The 16713-nt window shown below is 67.1% G+C and carries 16 protein-coding genes; 4 read left to right on the top strand and 12 right to left on the bottom strand.

What is annotated here, in order from left to right; genetic code table 11:
* Nucleotides 1-54 precede the first annotated feature (54 nt).
* Complete coding sequence (locus Q9R22_RS02655; protein WP_131333822.1) at nt 55-1197, bottom strand: Fic family protein; 1143 nt, start codon at nt 1195-1197, stop codon at nt 55-57.
* Nucleotides 1198-1723: 526 nt separating this feature from the next.
* Here Q9R22_RS02655 and Q9R22_RS02650 point away from each other — a divergent pair.
* A complete protein-coding gene (locus Q9R22_RS02650; protein ID WP_064845473.1) occupies nt 1724-2227 on the top strand; it encodes an FBP domain-containing protein in 504 nt (167 codons plus the stop codon).
* Between the two features lie 88 nt (nt 2228-2315).
* Here the strand turns inward: Q9R22_RS02650 and Q9R22_RS02645 are convergent, their stop codons facing one another.
* The 11 genes from Q9R22_RS02645 to Q9R22_RS02595 form a co-directional block, all read right to left on the bottom strand.
* Nucleotides 2316-3665 (bottom strand): threonine/serine exporter ThrE family protein, encoded by a 1350-nt coding sequence (locus Q9R22_RS02645; RefSeq protein WP_165489836.1) that lies wholly within the window; start codon nt 3663-3665, stop codon nt 2316-2318.
* 125 nt (nt 3666-3790) lie between these two features.
* A complete protein-coding gene (gene dnaB, locus Q9R22_RS02640; protein ID WP_231885474.1) occupies nt 3791-5098 on the bottom strand; it encodes a replicative DNA helicase in 1308 nt (435 codons plus the stop codon).
* 310 nt (nt 5099-5408) lie between these two features.
* Nucleotides 5409-5714, bottom strand: coding sequence for a hypothetical protein (locus Q9R22_RS02635; RefSeq protein WP_242670536.1), 306 nt, complete (start codon nt 5712-5714; stop codon nt 5409-5411).
* 153 nt (nt 5715-5867) lie between these two features.
* Entirely contained in the window at nt 5868-6317 is a 450-nt protein-coding gene (gene rplI, locus Q9R22_RS02630) for a 50S ribosomal protein L9 (RefSeq protein WP_035962847.1), read from the bottom strand.
* 20 nt (nt 6318-6337) lie between these two features.
* Nucleotides 6338-6574 carry a 30S ribosomal protein S18 gene (rpsR, locus tag Q9R22_RS02625; RefSeq protein ID WP_012399405.1) on the bottom strand — a complete coding sequence of 79 codons (237 nt, stop codon included), beginning with the start codon at nt 6572-6574 and terminating at the stop codon, nt 6338-6340.
* Nucleotides 6575-6640: 66 nt separating this feature from the next.
* On the bottom strand, nt 6641-7264 hold the full coding sequence (locus tag Q9R22_RS02620) for a single-stranded DNA-binding protein (protein ID WP_085107252.1): 624 nt from the start codon (nt 7262-7264) through the stop codon (nt 6641-6643).
* 124 nt (nt 7265-7388) lie between these two features.
* Nucleotides 7389-7694, bottom strand: coding sequence for a 30S ribosomal protein S6 (gene rpsF, locus Q9R22_RS02615; RefSeq protein ID WP_012399407.1), 306 nt, complete (start codon nt 7692-7694; stop codon nt 7389-7391).
* 129 nt (nt 7695-7823) lie between these two features.
* Nucleotides 7824-8243 carry a TM2 domain-containing protein gene (locus Q9R22_RS02610; protein WP_082943174.1) on the bottom strand — a complete coding sequence of 140 codons (420 nt, stop codon included), beginning with the start codon at nt 8241-8243 and terminating at the stop codon, nt 7824-7826.
* Nucleotides 8244-8293: 50 nt separating this feature from the next.
* Nucleotides 8294-9463, bottom strand: coding sequence for a hypothetical protein (locus tag Q9R22_RS02605; protein ID WP_131333825.1), 1170 nt, complete (start codon nt 9461-9463; stop codon nt 8294-8296).
* 9 nt (nt 9464-9472) lie between these two features.
* Entirely contained in the window at nt 9473-10732 is a 1260-nt protein-coding gene (locus tag Q9R22_RS02600; RefSeq protein ID WP_085107246.1) for a glycosyltransferase 87 family protein, read from the bottom strand.
* Between the two features lie 113 nt (nt 10733-10845).
* On the bottom strand, nt 10846-12270 hold the full coding sequence (locus tag Q9R22_RS02595) for a CCA tRNA nucleotidyltransferase (RefSeq protein WP_131334019.1): 1425 nt from the start codon (nt 12268-12270) through the stop codon (nt 10846-10848).
* 222 nt (nt 12271-12492) lie between these two features.
* Between Q9R22_RS02595 and Q9R22_RS02590 the strand changes: the two genes are divergently transcribed.
* The 3 genes from Q9R22_RS02590 to Q9R22_RS02580 all read left to right on the top strand — a co-directional run bounded on the left by Q9R22_RS02590 (nt 12493) and on the right by Q9R22_RS02580 (nt 16662).
* Nucleotides 12493-12993, top strand: a complete 501-nt coding sequence (locus Q9R22_RS02590; RefSeq protein WP_064845478.1) for an NUDIX hydrolase — start codon at nt 12493-12495, stop codon at nt 12991-12993.
* A gap of 65 nt (nt 12994-13058) precedes the next feature.
* The gene (gene murJ, locus Q9R22_RS02585) at nt 13059-14714 is read left to right on the top strand and encodes a murein biosynthesis integral membrane protein MurJ (RefSeq protein WP_131333826.1); all 1656 of its coding nucleotides are present in this window, start codon (nt 13059-13061) and stop codon (nt 14712-14714) included.
* Nucleotides 14715-14781: 67 nt separating this feature from the next.
* Nucleotides 14782-16662, top strand: a complete 1881-nt coding sequence (locus Q9R22_RS02580) for a hypothetical protein (protein ID WP_131333827.1) — start codon at nt 14782-14784, stop codon at nt 16660-16662.
* Nucleotides 16663-16713: the final 51 nt, after the last annotated feature.

The raw sequence follows: 16713 nt of genomic DNA, 5'->3' as shown, positions 1-16713 counted from the left end.
CTGAGTACTGGAGCATTGTGCGCTCACCTGCCGTCGTGTGGACAGTCCCGCACCTCAGTCACGCAGGATAGCCGGGAGCATGTCCAACTGGTTGAGGCGGCGCACCACGTGCTTGGTCAGAACGTTGCGATGCAGACTCACCACGTACCGCCCCGGCCCTGACATCTTCTGTAGCAACCCGGACTCGACCATGCGGCGCAGACGGTGGCTCCTGTTCGACGGAGACCCCTTGATCACGTCTTCGAGATCGCCCGCTTTGGCCTTCCCTTGGCGCGCCACCGCGTAGATCACATCTGCCTCCGTCTCCGTGAGCTCCCCCGCCGCGAGGGCGGCATTGACCGAAGGCCCCACGACCTCCTCGGAAATGAAGCGGGGGGCAGCAAGCCGACTGACCCTGTCCATGTCGTCCTTGAGGCCGTGGATCACATACCCGGCCCAGGCCAGTACCCCCTCCGGGCTCAGGGAGTCCGCTCCTGCGAGGTGGTCGTAGTACGACTGCCGGTCGGCACCAAAAACTGCTGTGGGGTTGAGCGGACGCGCGGCGCTCCTGGAGGTGTAGCCCTGGTTGCTCAGCATGGCGTACGTCAGCAGGCGTGAGACCCGCCCGTTACCATTGGCAAACGGATGTATCCAGACGAACCGGTGGTGGACAAGCGCGATCTGGAGGAGTTGGTGCTGAGCGGGCACCTCCTTGTTTGCAAACTCCAGGAGCTGGTCCATGTCCGCCTGGACGGACCCGGGTGCGGGCGGGACATGGGACGCTCCAGCGATCCCGACGGGGATTGTTCGATAGCTGCCCGGGTGCTCGTCACCTTCACGTTCGAGTCCCTGCACGGCGAGCTGGTGGAGTTCACGGATCAGCCCATGAGTCAGGGACAGCCTTCCATGGGCTGCCAACTCGTCCATGTAGTCAGTTGCCTGCTCCAGCTGCAGAATCTCTCGCACGGCGTCTGCTGCTGGCTGTCCCGTGGCCGCGGCCCGCCGGGCTTCGGCCACGACATCCGCCACCGTGGTCCGGTTCCCTTCGATGCGTGCCGACATGACGCTCGTGAGACCTTGGAACAGCCTGCGCAGCTCCAGGCCAAGAGGGTCCTCAAGGTGCTCAGTACGAAAATCCACGCGCACCCGCTCCAGGGCGAACAGATCCGTCACGAGCGCACTCGCGAAATCGACCTCGGGGAAGACCATGGGTTGCATGTATCAAAATTTAGCCGAGAATCAGACAAATTTGAACATCGGAGCCTCTGTCCCTTAGAAACACAGGGGAAGAAGGCAATACCCACTTGTAAATTCTTGACTTCTACGAGTATGGGAACTTGATGCTCACCTCCAGCGGGATACCCTTCTGGGCGACCCGATGCCAGGTGGTGGGCAGCCCCACGGTGGATCTAAACTGTCCCCGTACGTTTTCGAGATCCACAGTCGTGGGGGAACGAGGCTTTCGTGCGTCAGGGGGTTGCTGGCTTCTTCAACGTCGGCACTAGACAGCGCTGACCGGACGCGGCGGGTGAAGACCACCCCGTCGTGCGCTTTCACCCACCCCTTTCCACCTCCCCGCGGCGACCGCGCTCCATGAGCGCGCCGAACGCCGTCGCCCTCCCGCACCACACGGCACGACGACGCCGCCCGCACCCACCGCACTCCTTGGCATCCGGGTGCCCGCGCGCCGTCCTGACCCGCACGTGGCAGGCAGGGGGAGACCATCCTCGAAGGACCAAAGAACATGAATACGCATACAGAAACCGAGATCCGCAAGAGCTTCGTCAACTGCTCCAAGGGCGCCGCGCAGCGCATCAACATCCCGCAGGACGTACTCCACGGGGACTGGGAGTCCCAGATCTTCCTGGGCTGGTACGACCCGAAGTCACCGCGGGCGGGCTACGTCGTCGTCGAGACCGAGCACGGGCTGCGCGGGCTGGTGCTCGAGAAGAGCGCGCAGAAGGCGAGCGGTGGCGCACGCATGTGCCAGATCTGCCTGACGTTGCACCCGGCCAGCGGCGTCTCACTGGTGTCGATCCAGCGTTCCAAGACTGCGAAAGACCGCTACAACTCCGTGGGCACCTACGTGTGCTCGAACCTGGCGTGCAGCGACTACACGCTGGGGCGCCGCAAGCCCGAAGGCATCCGGCAGATGGAGGAGACCATGAGCCCGGAGGAGCGCGCCGATCGCGCGCTCGCCAACATGCGCGGGCTCGTGGAGCGCGTGGCCGAGGCCATGGGGAAGTAGCGGCCTCCGCGGCGGGGCACACGCGGGCAGGACCCACCTCGCCGCCGGGCGCGCAGCGCGGACCGCCCCAGCTTGATCTGCGCCCGCGTCAGCTGGTGAAGGGCTTGGAGAAGATCGGGACCATGATGTCGCTGAAGTTCTCCTCGTCCGCCATCTCGCGGCGGAACTTCTGGCCCGGGTAGTGACGCGCGAACTGGCGACGCCGCCCGGCCCAGAGGATCTCGGACGCCACGTACTGCCCGAGCATGCCGCCCATGCACAGGCAGAACGCGGTGATGGCAGCCTCGAGGACGTTCTCCCCGGCGTCTTCGAGGCCGAAGATCACGCCCAGGACACCCTGGTAGACGAGCATTCCCGGGAACAGCGGGAGCAGGACGACCATGAGCGTGGCGTTCGAGGCCAGGTTCAGGGCGCGGGTGAGGGTGACGCTGAGGACGCCCGCGACGATCGAGGCGATCAGGATGGCACCGAAGGAGCTGATGCCCACGGCTGTGATGGCCAGGACACCCAGCTGCACCAGACCACCGAAGAGTCCGAGGGACGCGAGCTTCCAGCCGCGGCCGCCGGAAGCAAGGGCGAAGCCGGCGGAGACCACGGCCGCACCCAGGATGGAGAGCGCCCAGCGCGAGTCGTCCATCTTGAGGGTCTCGATGTAGTCCACGGAGTCCCCCACGAGCGGCTGCATCGCGTGGATGCCGATGGTCACACCGGCCACCAGACCGGCGGTGCTCGTGACCGCCTCGAAGATGCGCCCGGAGGCGGAGACGTACCACCCGGTGATGACGTCGTGCACCGCACCGTACGCGGCAATCCCCGCGAGCCACGCGGCCAGGGCTGCCACGATGCACACCGCCGTCTGGGTGATGTCGAAGAGGACCCCTGCCACAGTGGCCCCGAGCACTGCGGTCAGTCCCCCGGCCGCGAGGCTGAAGACCTCCGGGGCCTTGATCCGCTGAACGAGGGCGTAGACGCCGTACACGATCGCGGAGACGATCGCGGCAGTGATGGCGGTGGGCCAGCTTCCGCCGAGGATCAGCGCGAACCCGACACCGAACATCCCGAAACCGGTCACCGTCAGACGGTGGCCGATGTGCCGGGACTCCGCGAGGATCTCGTCCATGCGCTGGATCCCCTCCTCTGCAGAGATCCGGCCGAGCACGAAGTCCTCCAGCACCTCGCCCGTGTCCGTGCGCAGCTGGATGTCCAGGGTTCCGGGCTGGGACTCGAACACGCGAGTGCTCGGCGCCTTGTCCGGCGCATCCTGGTGGCTGATGGTCACCTGCCCCAGGCCCACGCTCACCGTGACGTCCCGCAGGTCCGTCTTGCGAAAGATCGACAGCAGGGACTTGGTGGTGTTGGCGGACCCAGCCCCGCTGCGGATCAGGGCGTCCGCAATCTGGAAGGCGAGTTTGTAAGCAGCCTGTTCAGTGGTAAGCACCGACAAAGCGTAGTGGGACGGGCCGGTTACGGGCGAGGTGGGTGCGATCCCAGGGGGTGGGAGGTTGGACGCAAGGCGCAGCTCGGCTTGCCCGGAACGCAGCACAAGACGGGGAGCTGAAGACTTTAGAACCCCTCCAGCGCCATGTTCGCGAACCGTGAGTAGTGGCCCTGGAACGCCACCACGATGGTCTTCGTGGGACCGTTGCGGTGCTTGGCCACGATCACGTCCGCCTCACCGGCGCGCGGGGACTCCTTGTCGTAGACGTCCTCGCGGTGCAGCAGGATGACCATGTCCGCATCCTGCTCAATTGACCCCGATTCACGCAGATCACTCACCTGCGGCTTCTTGTCCTGGCGCTGCTCGGAACCACGGTTCAGCTGGGACAGCGCCACCACGGGCACGTCCAACTCCTTGGCGAGCAGCTTGAGCGCACGCGAGAACTCGGAGACCTCCTGCTGGCGGGACTCCACCTTCTTGCCAGAGCTCATGAGCTGGAGGTAGTCCAGCACCACGAGCTTGAGGTCGTGCTTCTGCTTGAGCCGGCGGCACTTGGCGCGGATCTCCATCAGGGACATGTTGGGGGAGTCGTCGATGAACAGGGGCGCCTCGTTCATCTTGCCCATGATCTGCGCGATCTTGGCCCACTGCTCGTCCTGCAGGGTGCCCGCGCGCAGGTCCTGCATGTTCAGGGTGCCCTCCGCGGAGAGCAAGCGCATGGCGATCTCGTTGCGGCTCATCTCCAGGGAGAAGATCACGGACGTCATGTTGTGCTTGATGGACGCGGAGCGTGCCACGTCCAGGGCGAGCGTGGACTTACCCATGGCCGGACGCGCCGCGATCACGATCATCTGTCCGCCCTGGAACCCGTGGGTGAGCTCGTCCAGTTCGATGAACCCCGTGGGCACACCCTGCATCCCGGAGCGGTTGCCTGCGGCCTCGATCTCGTCCACGGTGGCTTCCATGACGTCCTTGAGCGGGACGTAGTCCTCCGCCGTGCGCCGCTCGGCCACCTGGTAGATCTCGCCTTGGGCCTCGTTGACGATGTCGTCCACTTCACCGTCGTGCGCGTAGCCCAGCTGCACGATCTTGGTCCCGGCCTCCACGAGCCGCCGCAGCACCGCGCGTTCCCGCACGATCTCCGCGTAGAACCCCGCATTGGCGGCCGTGGGCACGGATGCGATCAGCGAGTGCAGGTACGCGATCCCCCCGATCCGTTCAATCTCACCGTTCTTGGTGAGCTCGTCCCCCACGGTGATCGCGTCCGCCGGTTCGCCGCGCCCGTACAGGGAGACGATGGCGTCGTAGATGTTCTCGTGCGCCGGCTTGTAGAAGTCCACGCCCCGCAGCACTTCCACCACGTCCGCGATGGCGTCCTTGGAGAGCATCATCCCGCCCAGCACCGACTGCTCGGCCTGGTTGTCGTGCGGCATGGTACGGCCGTAGTCCTCGCGCGGCCCGGACGAATATTCCGACACCCTCACTCACTTTCCTTGCAGACGAATGCGCTCACCTCGAGCGGCGCACCCGTTCATTCTCCCACCGCTCTCCGACCCCCATAGCCGCCCGGGCCCGTCGCAGAACCGGGCGCTGAGTAGACGACGACGCCACGCGGCCCGGTGGCGCGGCGTCGTCGTCCACGGCCTGTGGAAAAGTACGTGGAAAACATGTGGAACACGCCGTGCAGTGCTGTGCACGGGCTGTGGAGAGATCTGTGGAAAACCCGTCGCAGCTGTGGGTAACTCACCCGAGCAGCGCGAAGAAGAGCAGCCAGAGCAGGGGTGATGTCACGATGGCCAGGAGCAACACCAGAACGTAACGGCCCCGCAGGGCCGGGAAGGCCACGGTGCCCGCAATGCCCAGGATCAATGCCACAAGGGACGCGACCACGCTCAGGATGAGGCCGGCCACCAGGACGGCCACCGCACCGCGCGGCGCCAAGGAATTGCCGGCGAGGAACGCCCCCAAGAAGAGCACCAGGGTCAATGCCACGCACCCCAATGCCACCCAGAACAGCGTGCGGCCCGTGCTCAACCTGCGTGCGCTCATGATCATGACCGGCATCCTCCCACGGTGCTCTGCGCGATCTCTGGAAGCCCGAGGACGGCAAGAACCCCGTGGAACGAGCGTTCCACGGGGTTCTCATACATCACCCGCGAGCCCCGCGAACAGTTCAGGGGCCCGGATGCACTCGAGGTGCGATCAGGCGGGGACGACCTCGAACTCCACGTTCGCGTTGACGTCCTCGTGCAGGTGGATCACGGCCTGGTACACGCCGGTGGTCTTGATGCGCTGGGTCAGGTCCACGCGACGCTTGTCGATGGAACCCAGACCGGCGGTCTCGACCGCGGAGGCGATGTCCCCGGCGCGGACCGTACCGAACAAGCGACCCTCGGCACCGGACTTGACCGGGACGGTCAGGGTGGTGGAGGTCAGCTTGGCGGCGAGAGCCTGGGCGTCCTCGAGGGAGGACAGCTCACGGGCCGCACGAGCCTGCTTGATGGAGTCGATCTGCTTCTCGGCGCCGCGGGTCCACGGAGTTGCGAAGCCGCGGGGGAACAGGAAGTTACGGGCGTAGCCGTTCTTCACGTCCACCACGTCACCCGCGGAACCGAGCCCGGAGACTTCCTGGGTCAAAATGATCTTTGCCATGAATTCTCAGTCCTCTCTGATCAGCGGCCGGCGCCGGAGTAGGGCAGCAGTGCCACTTCACGAGCGTTCTTGATCGCCTGGGCGATCTTGCGCTGCTCCTGAACGGACACGCCGGTCACGCGGCGAGCGCGGATCTTGCCGCGATCGGAGATGAACTTACGCAGCAAGGCGACGTCCTTGTAGTCGATCTCGGTGACGTCGGCCGCCTTGAGCGGGTTCTGCTTCGGTTTCGGCTTGCGAATTTCAGCCTTGGCCATCGTGGTGCTCCTTTTCTGGTGCGGAGCCCGCAGGCGTACCTGCGGGATGGGTTGGAATGGTTGTGTTTAGAAGGGGGGCTCGTCCTCGGCGCCGGTTCCCCAGTCGTAGTTCCCACCGGAGGACTGACCCCAGGGATCGTTGCCCTGCTGACGCGGTTGCTGGCCCCCGCGGCCGCCCTGGTTCCCGTTGAACCCGCCGCCCTGGTTGCCACCGCCGGGGTTGCCACCACCCTGGTTGCCGCCGAAGCCGCCACCCTGGTTGTCGTTGAAACCGCCCTGAGCGCCGCCGAAGCCTTGGTTCCCGCCGTAGGAGTTGCCTCCGCCGCGCGAGTTCCGGTTGATCTTGGCGGTCGCGTACCTCATGGAGGGGCCGATCTCGTCCACTTCCAGCTCGGTGCTGGTGCGGCGCTCCCCTTCCTTGGTCTCGTACGAGCGTGCCTTGAGCCGACCCTGGACGATCACGCGGGTTCCCTTGGTCAGGGACTCCGCCACGTTCTCGGCAGCCTCGCGCCACACCGAGCAACGCATGAAAAGGGTCTCCTGATCCTTCCATTCGTTGCTCTGCCGGTCGAAGGCGCGCGGGGTGGACGCAACGGTGAAGTTGGCCACGGCGGCTCCGGACGGCGTGAAGCGCAATTCGGGGTCTGCAGTCAGATTTCCGATCACTGTAATGACGGTGTCGCCAGCCATGTGAACCTCCGGATTCTGTGGACGCTGGATGCGAGACTCAGTGGGGTGAAAAGCATCTCACGGGGACTCTCACGAGCCCGCGGTGAGTGCGTGCTGTGCAGCCCGGGTGGGCCGCACGCTCACCTCACTTGCCGTGGATCTTCTGCTCTTCCGGACGGATGATCTTGGTGCGCATCACGGCCTCGTTGAGGCTCAGCACGCGGTCCAGTTCCTTGGCGGTCTGCGGCTCGGCGGTGAAGTTCACCACGGCGTAGATCCCCTCGGACTTCTTCTGGATCTCGTAGGCCAGACGACGACGGCCCCAGATGTCGAGCTTGTCGACGGTGCCGTTCTCCTTGGTGACGACCTCGAGGAACTTCTTGAGGGTCGGCTCGACGGCGCGCTCCTCCACCTCGGGGTTGAGGATGACCATCAGTTCGTATTCACGCATGTAAAGAACCCACCTCCTTCGGGCTAAGCGGCTGCGGTCCTTCCGCAGCAGGAGGTTCTGTGCGTATGTCGGTGCCGGCAGCGATCGGCGCACGGCACACAGACTTCCCCACTTTACTACAACGGGGGCTCAGTAGCCACCGACGCGTCGGGCCAATCGAGCGTTGAGCGCGCCCACGCGCAGAGGGATCACGAACAGGTCGATCAGCATGAGCAACCACAACAGACCCAGGAAGAACCAGCCGATCAGGATCCCCACGGTGAGCCACCCGATCGCGGAGAGCACCAGGTAGAAGATCCCTTGGAAAGGCTGGGCCAGGTAGAACTTGTGGACGCCGAAGTTGCCCAGGAAGAACCACAGGACATAGGCCAGCACGATGGACCTGCCGCCCACCACGTTGACGTTGACCGGCTGACCGACGGGGCGCTGGTGACCCCACCCGGGCACGGTGCCTGCGGGGCCGAAGCCGGCGCCCTGGCCGTAGCCGCGGGACGGCTCGTCGCGGCGCGGTAGCGGTTGTGCCGTGTAGTACTCCGGTTCGTCGGCCATGATGAACCCCTTTTCCACTCCCCGGTTGCCTTGAGGCAACCGCTCCCATCCTAGGCGCGCTGGCTGGCCCTCTCCCGCTCGGTCAGCGTTGAGCGCAACTGCACGTCCGTGTCCAGGTCCTCACCGTTGGTCCGGGCCGTCACGTCGATCCCGAAGCCCACGGTCTCCGAGTGCTGCCGCCCGTTCTGCAGCCAGGTCACGGTGGCCACCGCGGGGCGGAACCGCACGGCGTGGAAGGCCAGGGGATCGTCGTCATCCTGTGCCAGGAGCAGTGACGGGCGGGACTGCAGTTCCCACCGAATGTTGGACACGCCCGGCGGGACCTCCGTGGGAGCTCCGGTGGGTGAAGCGCTGGGCGAAGCGGAGGGTGACGCCGCGGGCCCGCCTCCCAACTGCGCGGGCAGCGGGCACTGCGCAGCGTCAAAGCGCAGCACGCGTTCGCATTGGCCCACGGCGTCCTGAACGGCCCGCTCCGCGCCCTCCCACATGCGCGGCGACGCCGTGAAGTCCAGTTCGACCGCGGCGGACCGGGGATCGCTCATGGATATTTCCGCGGAGGCATGTTCGCTGGCCAGGAGATACGAGTCCTCGGGCATCGCGATGTCGTAGACCCCGGGCAGGCCCTCGAACTGCCACGTGCGCGCGGGTGACCCGGGATCGGAAGGGTCCGTGGGGAAGAGCTCGGAACCGTTCGGACGCACCTTGTTGCCGTTGACGGACGCCGCGTCCACCGCCGCAGGCAGTCGGACGTCCACAATGGCGTTGTCGCGTTCCACCAATCGCCACGAGTCGTTGAAGGGGCCCCAGGACGCCACCTTCTCGACCGTGTACTCACGGTGCACGGTGGAACCGTCCCCCAGGTGGATGTCCACCCCCACCGCGGCGTGTTCCCCGTGATTCTGGACCCCCACGAAGTCGTGGCCCTGCGGGCGGTTTGCGGCATCCCGGTACACCCCGTTGGACAGCAGCTGGGCCAGGGGGCGGTCCCCGCCGATCAACAACGGTGCGAGGACCTGACGGGAACTGCCGCCCTCGAGGTACCCCAGGTACCTGCCCACGGGAGCCTCGGGGTCCCGCGAGACCAGGAAGTAGTTGGCGAGCGCGGCCCACACGGTGGACGCGACCGCGACGAACACCAGCACGAGCAACAGGGGTAGGCGGAGGGAACGCCAGGACGGCAGCCTCAGACGAGCGAGGGTCTCGGAGTCGCGCGGTGCCATGCCGGGTTCTTACTGGACCGCGGACGCGCCGAGCGCCGCAGCCTTGCGTCCCCGGAACATGTCCACCACGACCGCCACCACCAGATAGATGAGAAAGACATAACGTACTACGGCCAATATATCTTGGGCGCTCCAGCCGAATTCCTCGACCCACGGCAGGGTGGGCCATGCCGAGGCCGGCAGCACCACGGTGGCCCAGTAGAGCACTTCCACCACCTGCCACAGCCCGAACTCGATCCAGTTGCGACGGCACAGGATGACGAGGGGCACGAGCCACACCACGTAGGTCAGGGAGTACTCCTTGGCCAACAGGATGTAGAGCGCGAGCAACAGGAACGTGATCTGCACGGCCGAGGGCTCCCGCTTGCTGAGCAGCGCGATCAGGAGCACGAACACGAGCGCCAGGATCATGCTCAGCAGGACGTACTGACCGTCCGCGCCGGTTCCCAGGGACACCCCGGTGCGCGGTTCAACGGTGGAGCTCCACACGTTCCACAGCGAGGGTTGTTCGGTGTCGGAGCGCACCATGTCCCCGAACTGGGCCCGCCAGCGGTCCCACGCCGTGATCATGTACGTCCCGTTGATCAGGGCCCACGCGACCACGGCCCAGATGAACGCGGAGAGGATGTCCTTGAGGAACCGGTGACGCGCGGCCATGATCAGGATCGCGAGCAGCACCACCACGGGGAAGAACGCCACGGAGGCACCGAAGCCCACCATGATCCCCGCGAGCGCCGGGTTCCCGCGTACGTAGCCCAGCAGGGCGAGCATCATGAACAGCACGGCCCACAGGTCCCAGGACTGGAATCCCACGAGCACGATCACGGGGGCCAACGCCATGACCAGGGCGTCGGAGCGCCGGTTGCCGCTCAGCGAGGAGACCACGCCCACGATGGCCAACCACACGAGGGCCAGAAGGATCAGGGAGAGGTCCAGGTAGAAGCCCTGCCCCACGTCCAGACCTAGCAGGGAGGTCAGGTTGGAGGCGAACCACCCGATGATCGTGGTGATCATCCCCACGAGCACCGGCTGATCCCCCGTGGGACCCCCGGTGAAGAACCCCCCGGCCACGTCCGACGAGCGCACACTGAGATCCCCGGTGCCGATCACCGTGGCACACAGCTCGGGAACCTGCTGGGCCATGTTCCAGTCCGGTACCCGGCACGGGATGCGCAACAGGTAGGCCATCATGACCGTGTACAGGCCGAGGCCCAGCAGCATCAGACCGGCATTGCCTCCCGATCTGTTGCGCGCACCTTCCAGGCTCATGCGGGATCTCCTCGGAACGCGGGTACGGATGCTGTCAGTGTTCCACGGGGGCGGGGAGTCCACGCGTCATGGCGCGAGTGTTCCGCTGCGGTACCTCGGCGTGGCCCTCTCCGTCAGGAGTCGATGACGCCCTTCTCACGCGCCCAGGACACGAGGCGCTCGCGTGCCACGTCCTCCCCCACGGCGCCCTCGTCCAGACGCATCTCCAAGAGAAATTTGTACGCGCGGCCCACCTGGGGCCCGGGCGGGATGCCCAGGATCGCCATGATCTGCTGGCCGTCCAGCTCGGGCCGGACGGCGTCCAGCTGTTCCTGCTCGGCGAGCTGGTCGATGCGGTGTTCGAGCTCGTCGTAGTGCCGGGCGAGCCGGGAGGCCTTGCGCTTGTTGCGGGTCGTGACGTCCGAGCGGGTGAGCCGGTGCAGCCGCTCGAGTTCGTCCCCCGCGTCCCGCACGTACCGGCGCACCGCGGAATCGGTCCAGTCGGCGTCACCATATCCGTAGAAACGCATATGCAGTTCCACAAGGCGAGTGACCCGCTTGATCGTGTCATTGTCGAAGCGCAGCGCCTTCATCCGCTTGCGCGTGAGCTTGGCCCCCACCACCTCGTGGTGCCGGAAGCTCACGGCCCCGGAGGATTCGAAGCGGCGCGTGGCGGGTTTGCCCACGTCATGCATGAGCGCCGCGAAGCGCAACACGAAGTCCGGGGCGGGCACAGGGCCGTCCGGACCGGTCTCCTTCTCCGCGGCCTGTTCCATGACCGTGAGGGAATGTTGGTAGACGTCCTTGTGATGATGCGCCTCGTCGGTCTCCAGCTGCAGCGCGGGCACCTCCGGGAGCACGATCTGCGCGAGTCCCGTGTCCACCATGAGTTCGGTGCCCCGGCGGGGATGGGCGCCGCAGATCAGCTTGACCAGTTCCTCGCGCACCCGTTCGGCGGAGACGATCTCGATCCGCTCGGCCATCGCGGTCATGGCCTCCCGCACGGGCTCCGCCACGGTTAGACCCAACTGGGAGCTGAACCGCGCGGCACGCATCATGCGCAGGGGATCGTCCGTGAACGAATCCTCCGGGGTCCCGGGGGTGCGCAGCACACCGGCGTGCAGGTCCTTGATCCCGCCGAACGGGTCCACGAGCTCCATGCCCGGCAACCGCAGGGCCATGGCGTTGACGGTGAAGTCGCGGCGTCGCAGGTCTTCGGTCAGATCGTCCCCGAAGGCCACGGTGGGCTTGCGGGAATCGGGGTCGTACGCCTCGGCGCGGTAGGTGGTGACCTCCAGCTGCATGCCGGACTTGCGCATCCCGATGGTCCCGAATTCCCGGCCGATCTCCCAGTGTGCATCCGCCCAGTCCCGGATCAGCTCGAGGGTCTGACCGGGGCTCGCGTTCGTGGTGAAGTCCAGGTCCAGCGCGTCCCGGCCCAGCAGGAGGTCGCGTACGGGCCCGCCCACCAGGGACAGCTCGTATCCGGCGCTGTCGAAGAGGCGCCCCAGCTCGTGGGAAACGGGGTGAAGTGAGGAGGTGTCCAGCAACTGCGTCATGATGAGCGTCATTATCGCATCACGGCGAGCGCCGCTGGCCGGCTCGGGGCGGCGTCTGCGTCGGCGGGTGCGAGCGGAATGTGCCGTCGGCCGGCCCGGCCGGCCCGACCGGCGCGGGCGTCGTCGGGCTCGCGGCGGTACAACCGCTCTCGACCGCGGCGGACGGACCGCCGCCGGACCCATATCAGGGAGTGTCCCGGGAATGTCGCTAAGGTAGATGGCATGGCTTTCCCCGTACCCAGCGCGCCCAAGAGGCGACCGAACCAACCGGTCTCCGCGCTGCCCACGGTGGAAGAGGTGTCGGCCGGTGGGATCGTGGTGGACCTGTCCGATCCCACGCATCCGGTGGCCATCATTGCTCGGATCAACCGCGGTGGACGGCTCGAGTGGTGCCTTCCCAAGGGTCATCCCGAGGGCGAGGAGACCAACGAGGAAGCCGCCGTGCGGGAGATAGAGGAGGAAACCGGAATCATGGGCCGCGTGCTCTCCCCGCTGGGCAGCATCGACTACTGGTTCACGGTCTCCGGACACCGCGTGCACAAGACCGTCCACCATTTCCTGCTGGAGGCCATCGGCGGATTCCTGACCACGGAGAACGACCCCGACCACGAGGCCGTGGATGTAGCGTGGTCCGGGATCGACGCCCTCGGCCGGAAGTTGTCCTTCCCCAACGAGCGGCGCATCGCGGACATCGCCCGGGAATACATCATTCACCAGTTGTAGGCTGTCCCGTCCGATCCGTCGTGCGCCGTACCCGGCCCGTCCCCCCGCGCAGGAGGCCTTGATCCATGCAGAAGTCCGGTGCGCGCTCCAGCGCGATCATGGCCTCCGGGACCCTGGTGTCCCGCATCCTGGGGTTCGTCAAGACGTTCCTGATCACGGTGGCCATCGGTTCCGCCGCGACCATGGCGGACGTGTTCCAGCTGGCCAACACACTGCCCAACCTGATCTACGTGCTGATCGCGGGTGGGGTGTTCAACGCGGTGCTGGTGCCGCAGATCATCAAGGCGTCCAAGGCGCAGGACGAGGGCGCCGATTACATCTCCCGGCTGATCACACTCGCCGTGATCGCGCTGTTGGTGATCACCGCGGCGGTCGTGCTGTTGGTGCGCCCCATCATGAATCTCATGGGCCCGGGGTGGTCGGACGCCCAGCTGGCCATGGGCACCACGTTCGCGCTGATCACGTTCCCCCAGATCTTCTTCTACGGCCTCTACACGGTCGTGGGTCAGGTGCTCAACGCCAAGGGTGCGTTCGGTGCGTACATGTGGGCCCCGGTGCTCAACAACGTCATCGCGATCGCCGCCCTGCTGGTCTTCATCCAGCAGTTCGGTCCGTTCCGCACCAACCCGCACACCCTCGAGAACTGGAGCTCCGCCCAGACCTTCTGGCTCGTGGTCATGGCCACGGTGGGTGTCGCCGCGCAGGCCTTCATCCTGTTCTGGCCGCTCGCCCGGCTGGGACTGCGGATCCGCCCGCGCTTCGGGTGGCGCGGGATCGGGCTGTCCACCGCGGCGCGCCTGGGCGGCTGGACGCTCGCCACCGGCGTGATCGCCAACCTCGCGTTCATGGCCCTGTACCGCACCGCGGCGATCCCCACGGGTGCCCGGGCGGACATCGCGTCCGGCCCGGGTGGGGCGCCCCCCATCGCGGGTACGGCCGTCCTGGACCAGGCCACCATGCTCTACGCGTTGCCCCACGGGGTGATCGGGCTGTCCATCGCCACCGTGTTGTTCAACCGCATGGCGGCCGCGGCGTCCGAGAAGGACCGTGACTCCCTGGTCTCATCCCTGTCCTCGAGCCTGCGGGTCACCGGTGTGGCCACCGTGTTCTGCATGGTCGCCCTGATCATGTACGCGGGTCCGCTGGGCATGCTGTTCTCCGGTGGTGTTCCCGCCGCGGGCGCGGTGATCGGTCAGGTCATCACGGTGATCGCCATCGGCGCGCCGTTCATGTCCACCGCGTTCATGCTGGGCCGCGCGTTCTACGCCCAGGAGGACGCGCGCACCCCGTTCCTCGTGCAGCTGGGGGTGTCCGTCTTCACCGTGATCGCCGCCGTGCTGATCGCCCGGGTCTTTCCGCCCGAGCACATGGTGTTCGCCGTCGCGGCCTGTTACGCCATCCAGAACGTGCTGGCCACGGTGATCTACCACTACGCCCTCACGCGGCGGATCGGGGACTACGGCCTGTCCCGGATCGTGAGCAGTCACGTGCGCATCCTGGCAGCCTCGCTCGTCGCGGGCGTGGCGGGAGTCGTGACGCTGTGGTTGCTCGGCGGGTACCGCACCGACGGTTTCCCATGGGGTAATCAGGCAGCAGCCCTGATCAGCCTGGTCGTGGGCGGGCTCGTGATGGCCGCCGTGTACGCCGTGGCCCTGAAGCTGTTCCGGGTCCAGGAGTTCACGGGTTTGCTGGCCCCGCTGCGCGCCAAACTCGGCCGGTAGACTGCCCGAAAGATCGTTCTCGCGCCCGTGCGACCCCCGTGGCGCCCGATTACCAGAGGGAGCCACCGTGTCCCAGCCCATTGCGCTTGGAGCCGTTCTGGGGGGCCGTTACAAGGTCACCGCGTCCCTGCTGAGCACCGCCGAAAACGATCACGTGCTCCAGGGCGAGGACCAGATCCTGCGCCACAGGGTCTCAATCCTGGTGCCCTCCCCGGCTCACGAGTCACTGCTCGTGGACAACGCGCGTTCCCTGGCCGCCGGCGCCGGGCACAGCGGCTTCCAGGTCCTGGACATGGGTCGGACCGAGGACTCCACCTACCTGGTCACCTCCTATGCACCCACCGCGGACCTGTTGGACGCGCTGCTGGTCCAGGACGACGGCGCCGACGACTACTCCCTCTCCGACGACATTTTCGGGGACTCCCGCTCGGCCGCCTCCTCCGCCTACATCTACGAGGAGCCGGACCCCACACAGCCGCAGGAGACCGTCTCCCGGGATCCTGAACCCTCGGCGCGCCCCGCCGTCACGCGCTGGAACGCCTCCGACTACGACGATTACGACGACGCCCCCGCCGCCCCGTCCGTGCGCAACAAGCTCGGCTTCGCGCGCAAGGTCCGCCCCGATGCCGTGCGCTCCACGATGTTCGACCGCGCAGCCACCCGGGGCGCGGCCACCGGGGCGACCTCAGCGACGTCGGCCGAGGCGATCGATCCCACCTACGACGGCGACAACCGCTACGAGAGCTACGAACGGACCGAGGGCAAGCCTGGGCGCCTGGATGAACAGTCCTCCGCGCCCCGCTCGGCCCGCGATGACGACGCCGCTCACGACGGCACCGCGGCCATCCGCACGGTCGCACCGCCCTCCGGTGCAGCGGCCGGGCATGCTTCGGCATCGGACGACGCCGCCGCGTCGCTCCCCGGCACGGCCCCTGGTGACGACGCTGCTCCCCTGGACGATCCCGCCGCCCCGGCCAGGACGACCGCCGGTGGTTCGGATGCCGCCGCGTCCGCCGAGAGCGTGGGTACGGCCCATGCCGCCGGGGGCGGGATGATGAACGCCGCGGCGACCACCGCGGCGGCGGGCGGGATCGCGGGTGCGGCAGCGGCGTCGTCGGCGAACGCATCCGCAGGGCACTCCCCCGCGGGGACGGACACCGCAGCGGCGCGCACCGCGGACGGGGCGAGGGAGCCCGCGGCCGGCGGCGCAGCCGCACGCACCGCCCACGCCGCCGAACGCGAGCATGCCGTTGATCCGGCGGGCGCGGGTGGCGCCCGGCCCGGCTCCACCGAACGATCCCGCAAGGGTCCGCTGCGGTGGCTGTTGCTGTTGTTACTGATCATCGCGCTGATCGCGGCGATCGTGCTGGGCTTCCGCGGGCTCGGTGCGCTTACCGGGCAGTTCGGACAGGGCGGGGCCCCGCAGGAGAACGCAGCGCCGAGCGGGCCCGCGGGCTCCCCCGCGGCGTCGAACACGCCGAGCCCGGCCGCCACACCGCAGGTCGGGACGGTCACGCGGGTGACCCAGGACCCGAACTTCATGACCGACACGGACGCCACGCTGGGCCAGGCCACGGACGGCAACCCGGGGACCTCGTGGCTGAGCTACGGTTTCTCGAACTCCCAGTTCGGGAACCTAGTCCAGTACGTGGGACTCGCCGCGCAGCTGCAGGACCCCGCACCCGTCCGGGAACTCACGATCCAGCAGGACGGTGGCACCGGCGGACAGTTCACGGTGTACGTCTCGGACAGCCCGTCGCTCGACGGCGCGCAACAAGTGGGCACGGGCTCGTTCACCGGGCCGCAGGTCAGCGTCCCGCTCTCCGAGGCCGCGCAGAACGACCCGCACCGGTACGTCCTGGTGGTGTGGAACGAATTGCCGCGACTGAACAATCCCATCGGCGGCTACCCGTACGGCTTGCGGATCAGCGAACTGTCCGTGCGCTGAACCCGGTGACGCCGCCGAACGGAATATCTGGCGGTACTCCCCACGTTCTTG

The sequence above is a fragment of the Kocuria sp. PD6 genome (assembly GCF_031844145.1).
GTDB lineage: Bacteria > Actinomycetota > Actinomycetes > Actinomycetales > Micrococcaceae > Kocuria > Kocuria marina.
The sequence above is the reverse complement of the archived record's forward strand: the minus strand, read 5'-3'. Positions and strand labels throughout refer to the sequence as shown.

Excerpts from the sequence above, each read along its gene's own strand:
- rpsR (WP_012399405.1), bottom strand. The coding sequence starts at position 6,574 with ATGGCCAAGGCTGAAATTCGCAAGCCGAAACCGAAGCAGAACCCGCTC.
- murJ (WP_131333826.1), top strand. The coding sequence starts at position 13,059 with ATGCAGAAGTCCGGTGCGCGCTCCAGCGCGATCATGGCCTCCGGGACC.
- Q9R22_RS02635 (WP_242670536.1), bottom strand. The coding sequence starts at position 5,714 with ATGAGCGCACGCAGGTTGAGCACGGGCCGCACGCTGTTCTGGGTGGCA.
- Q9R22_RS02590 (WP_064845478.1), top strand. The coding sequence starts at position 12,493 with ATGGCTTTCCCCGTACCCAGCGCGCCCAAGAGGCGACCGAACCAACCG.
- Q9R22_RS02600 (WP_085107246.1), bottom strand. The coding sequence starts at position 10,732 with ATGAGCCTGGAAGGTGCGCGCAACAGATCGGGAGGCAATGCCGGTCTG.
- Q9R22_RS02610 (WP_082943174.1), bottom strand. The coding sequence starts at position 8,243 with ATGGCCGACGAACCGGAGTACTACACGGCACAACCGCTACCGCGCCGC.
- Q9R22_RS02595 (WP_131334019.1), bottom strand. The coding sequence starts at position 12,270 with ATGACGCAGTTGCTGGACACCTCCTCACTTCACCCCGTTTCCCACGAG.
- rplI (WP_035962847.1), bottom strand. The coding sequence starts at position 6,317 with ATGGCAAAGATCATTTTGACCCAGGAAGTCTCCGGGCTCGGTTCCGCG.
- Q9R22_RS02650 (WP_064845473.1), top strand. The coding sequence starts at position 1,724 with ATGAATACGCATACAGAAACCGAGATCCGCAAGAGCTTCGTCAACTGC.
- dnaB (WP_231885474.1), bottom strand. The coding sequence starts at position 5,098 with ATGCCGCACGACAACCAGGCCGAGCAGTCGGTGCTGGGCGGGATGATG.
- Q9R22_RS02620 (WP_085107252.1), bottom strand. The coding sequence starts at position 7,264 with ATGGCTGGCGACACCGTCATTACAGTGATCGGAAATCTGACTGCAGAC.
- Q9R22_RS02655 (WP_131333822.1), bottom strand. The coding sequence starts at position 1,197 with ATGCAACCCATGGTCTTCCCCGAGGTCGATTTCGCGAGTGCGCTCGTG.
- rpsF (WP_012399407.1), bottom strand. The coding sequence starts at position 7,694 with ATGCGTGAATACGAACTGATGGTCATCCTCAACCCCGAGGTGGAGGAG.
- Q9R22_RS02605 (WP_131333825.1), bottom strand. The coding sequence starts at position 9,463 with ATGGCACCGCGCGACTCCGAGACCCTCGCTCGTCTGAGGCTGCCGTCC.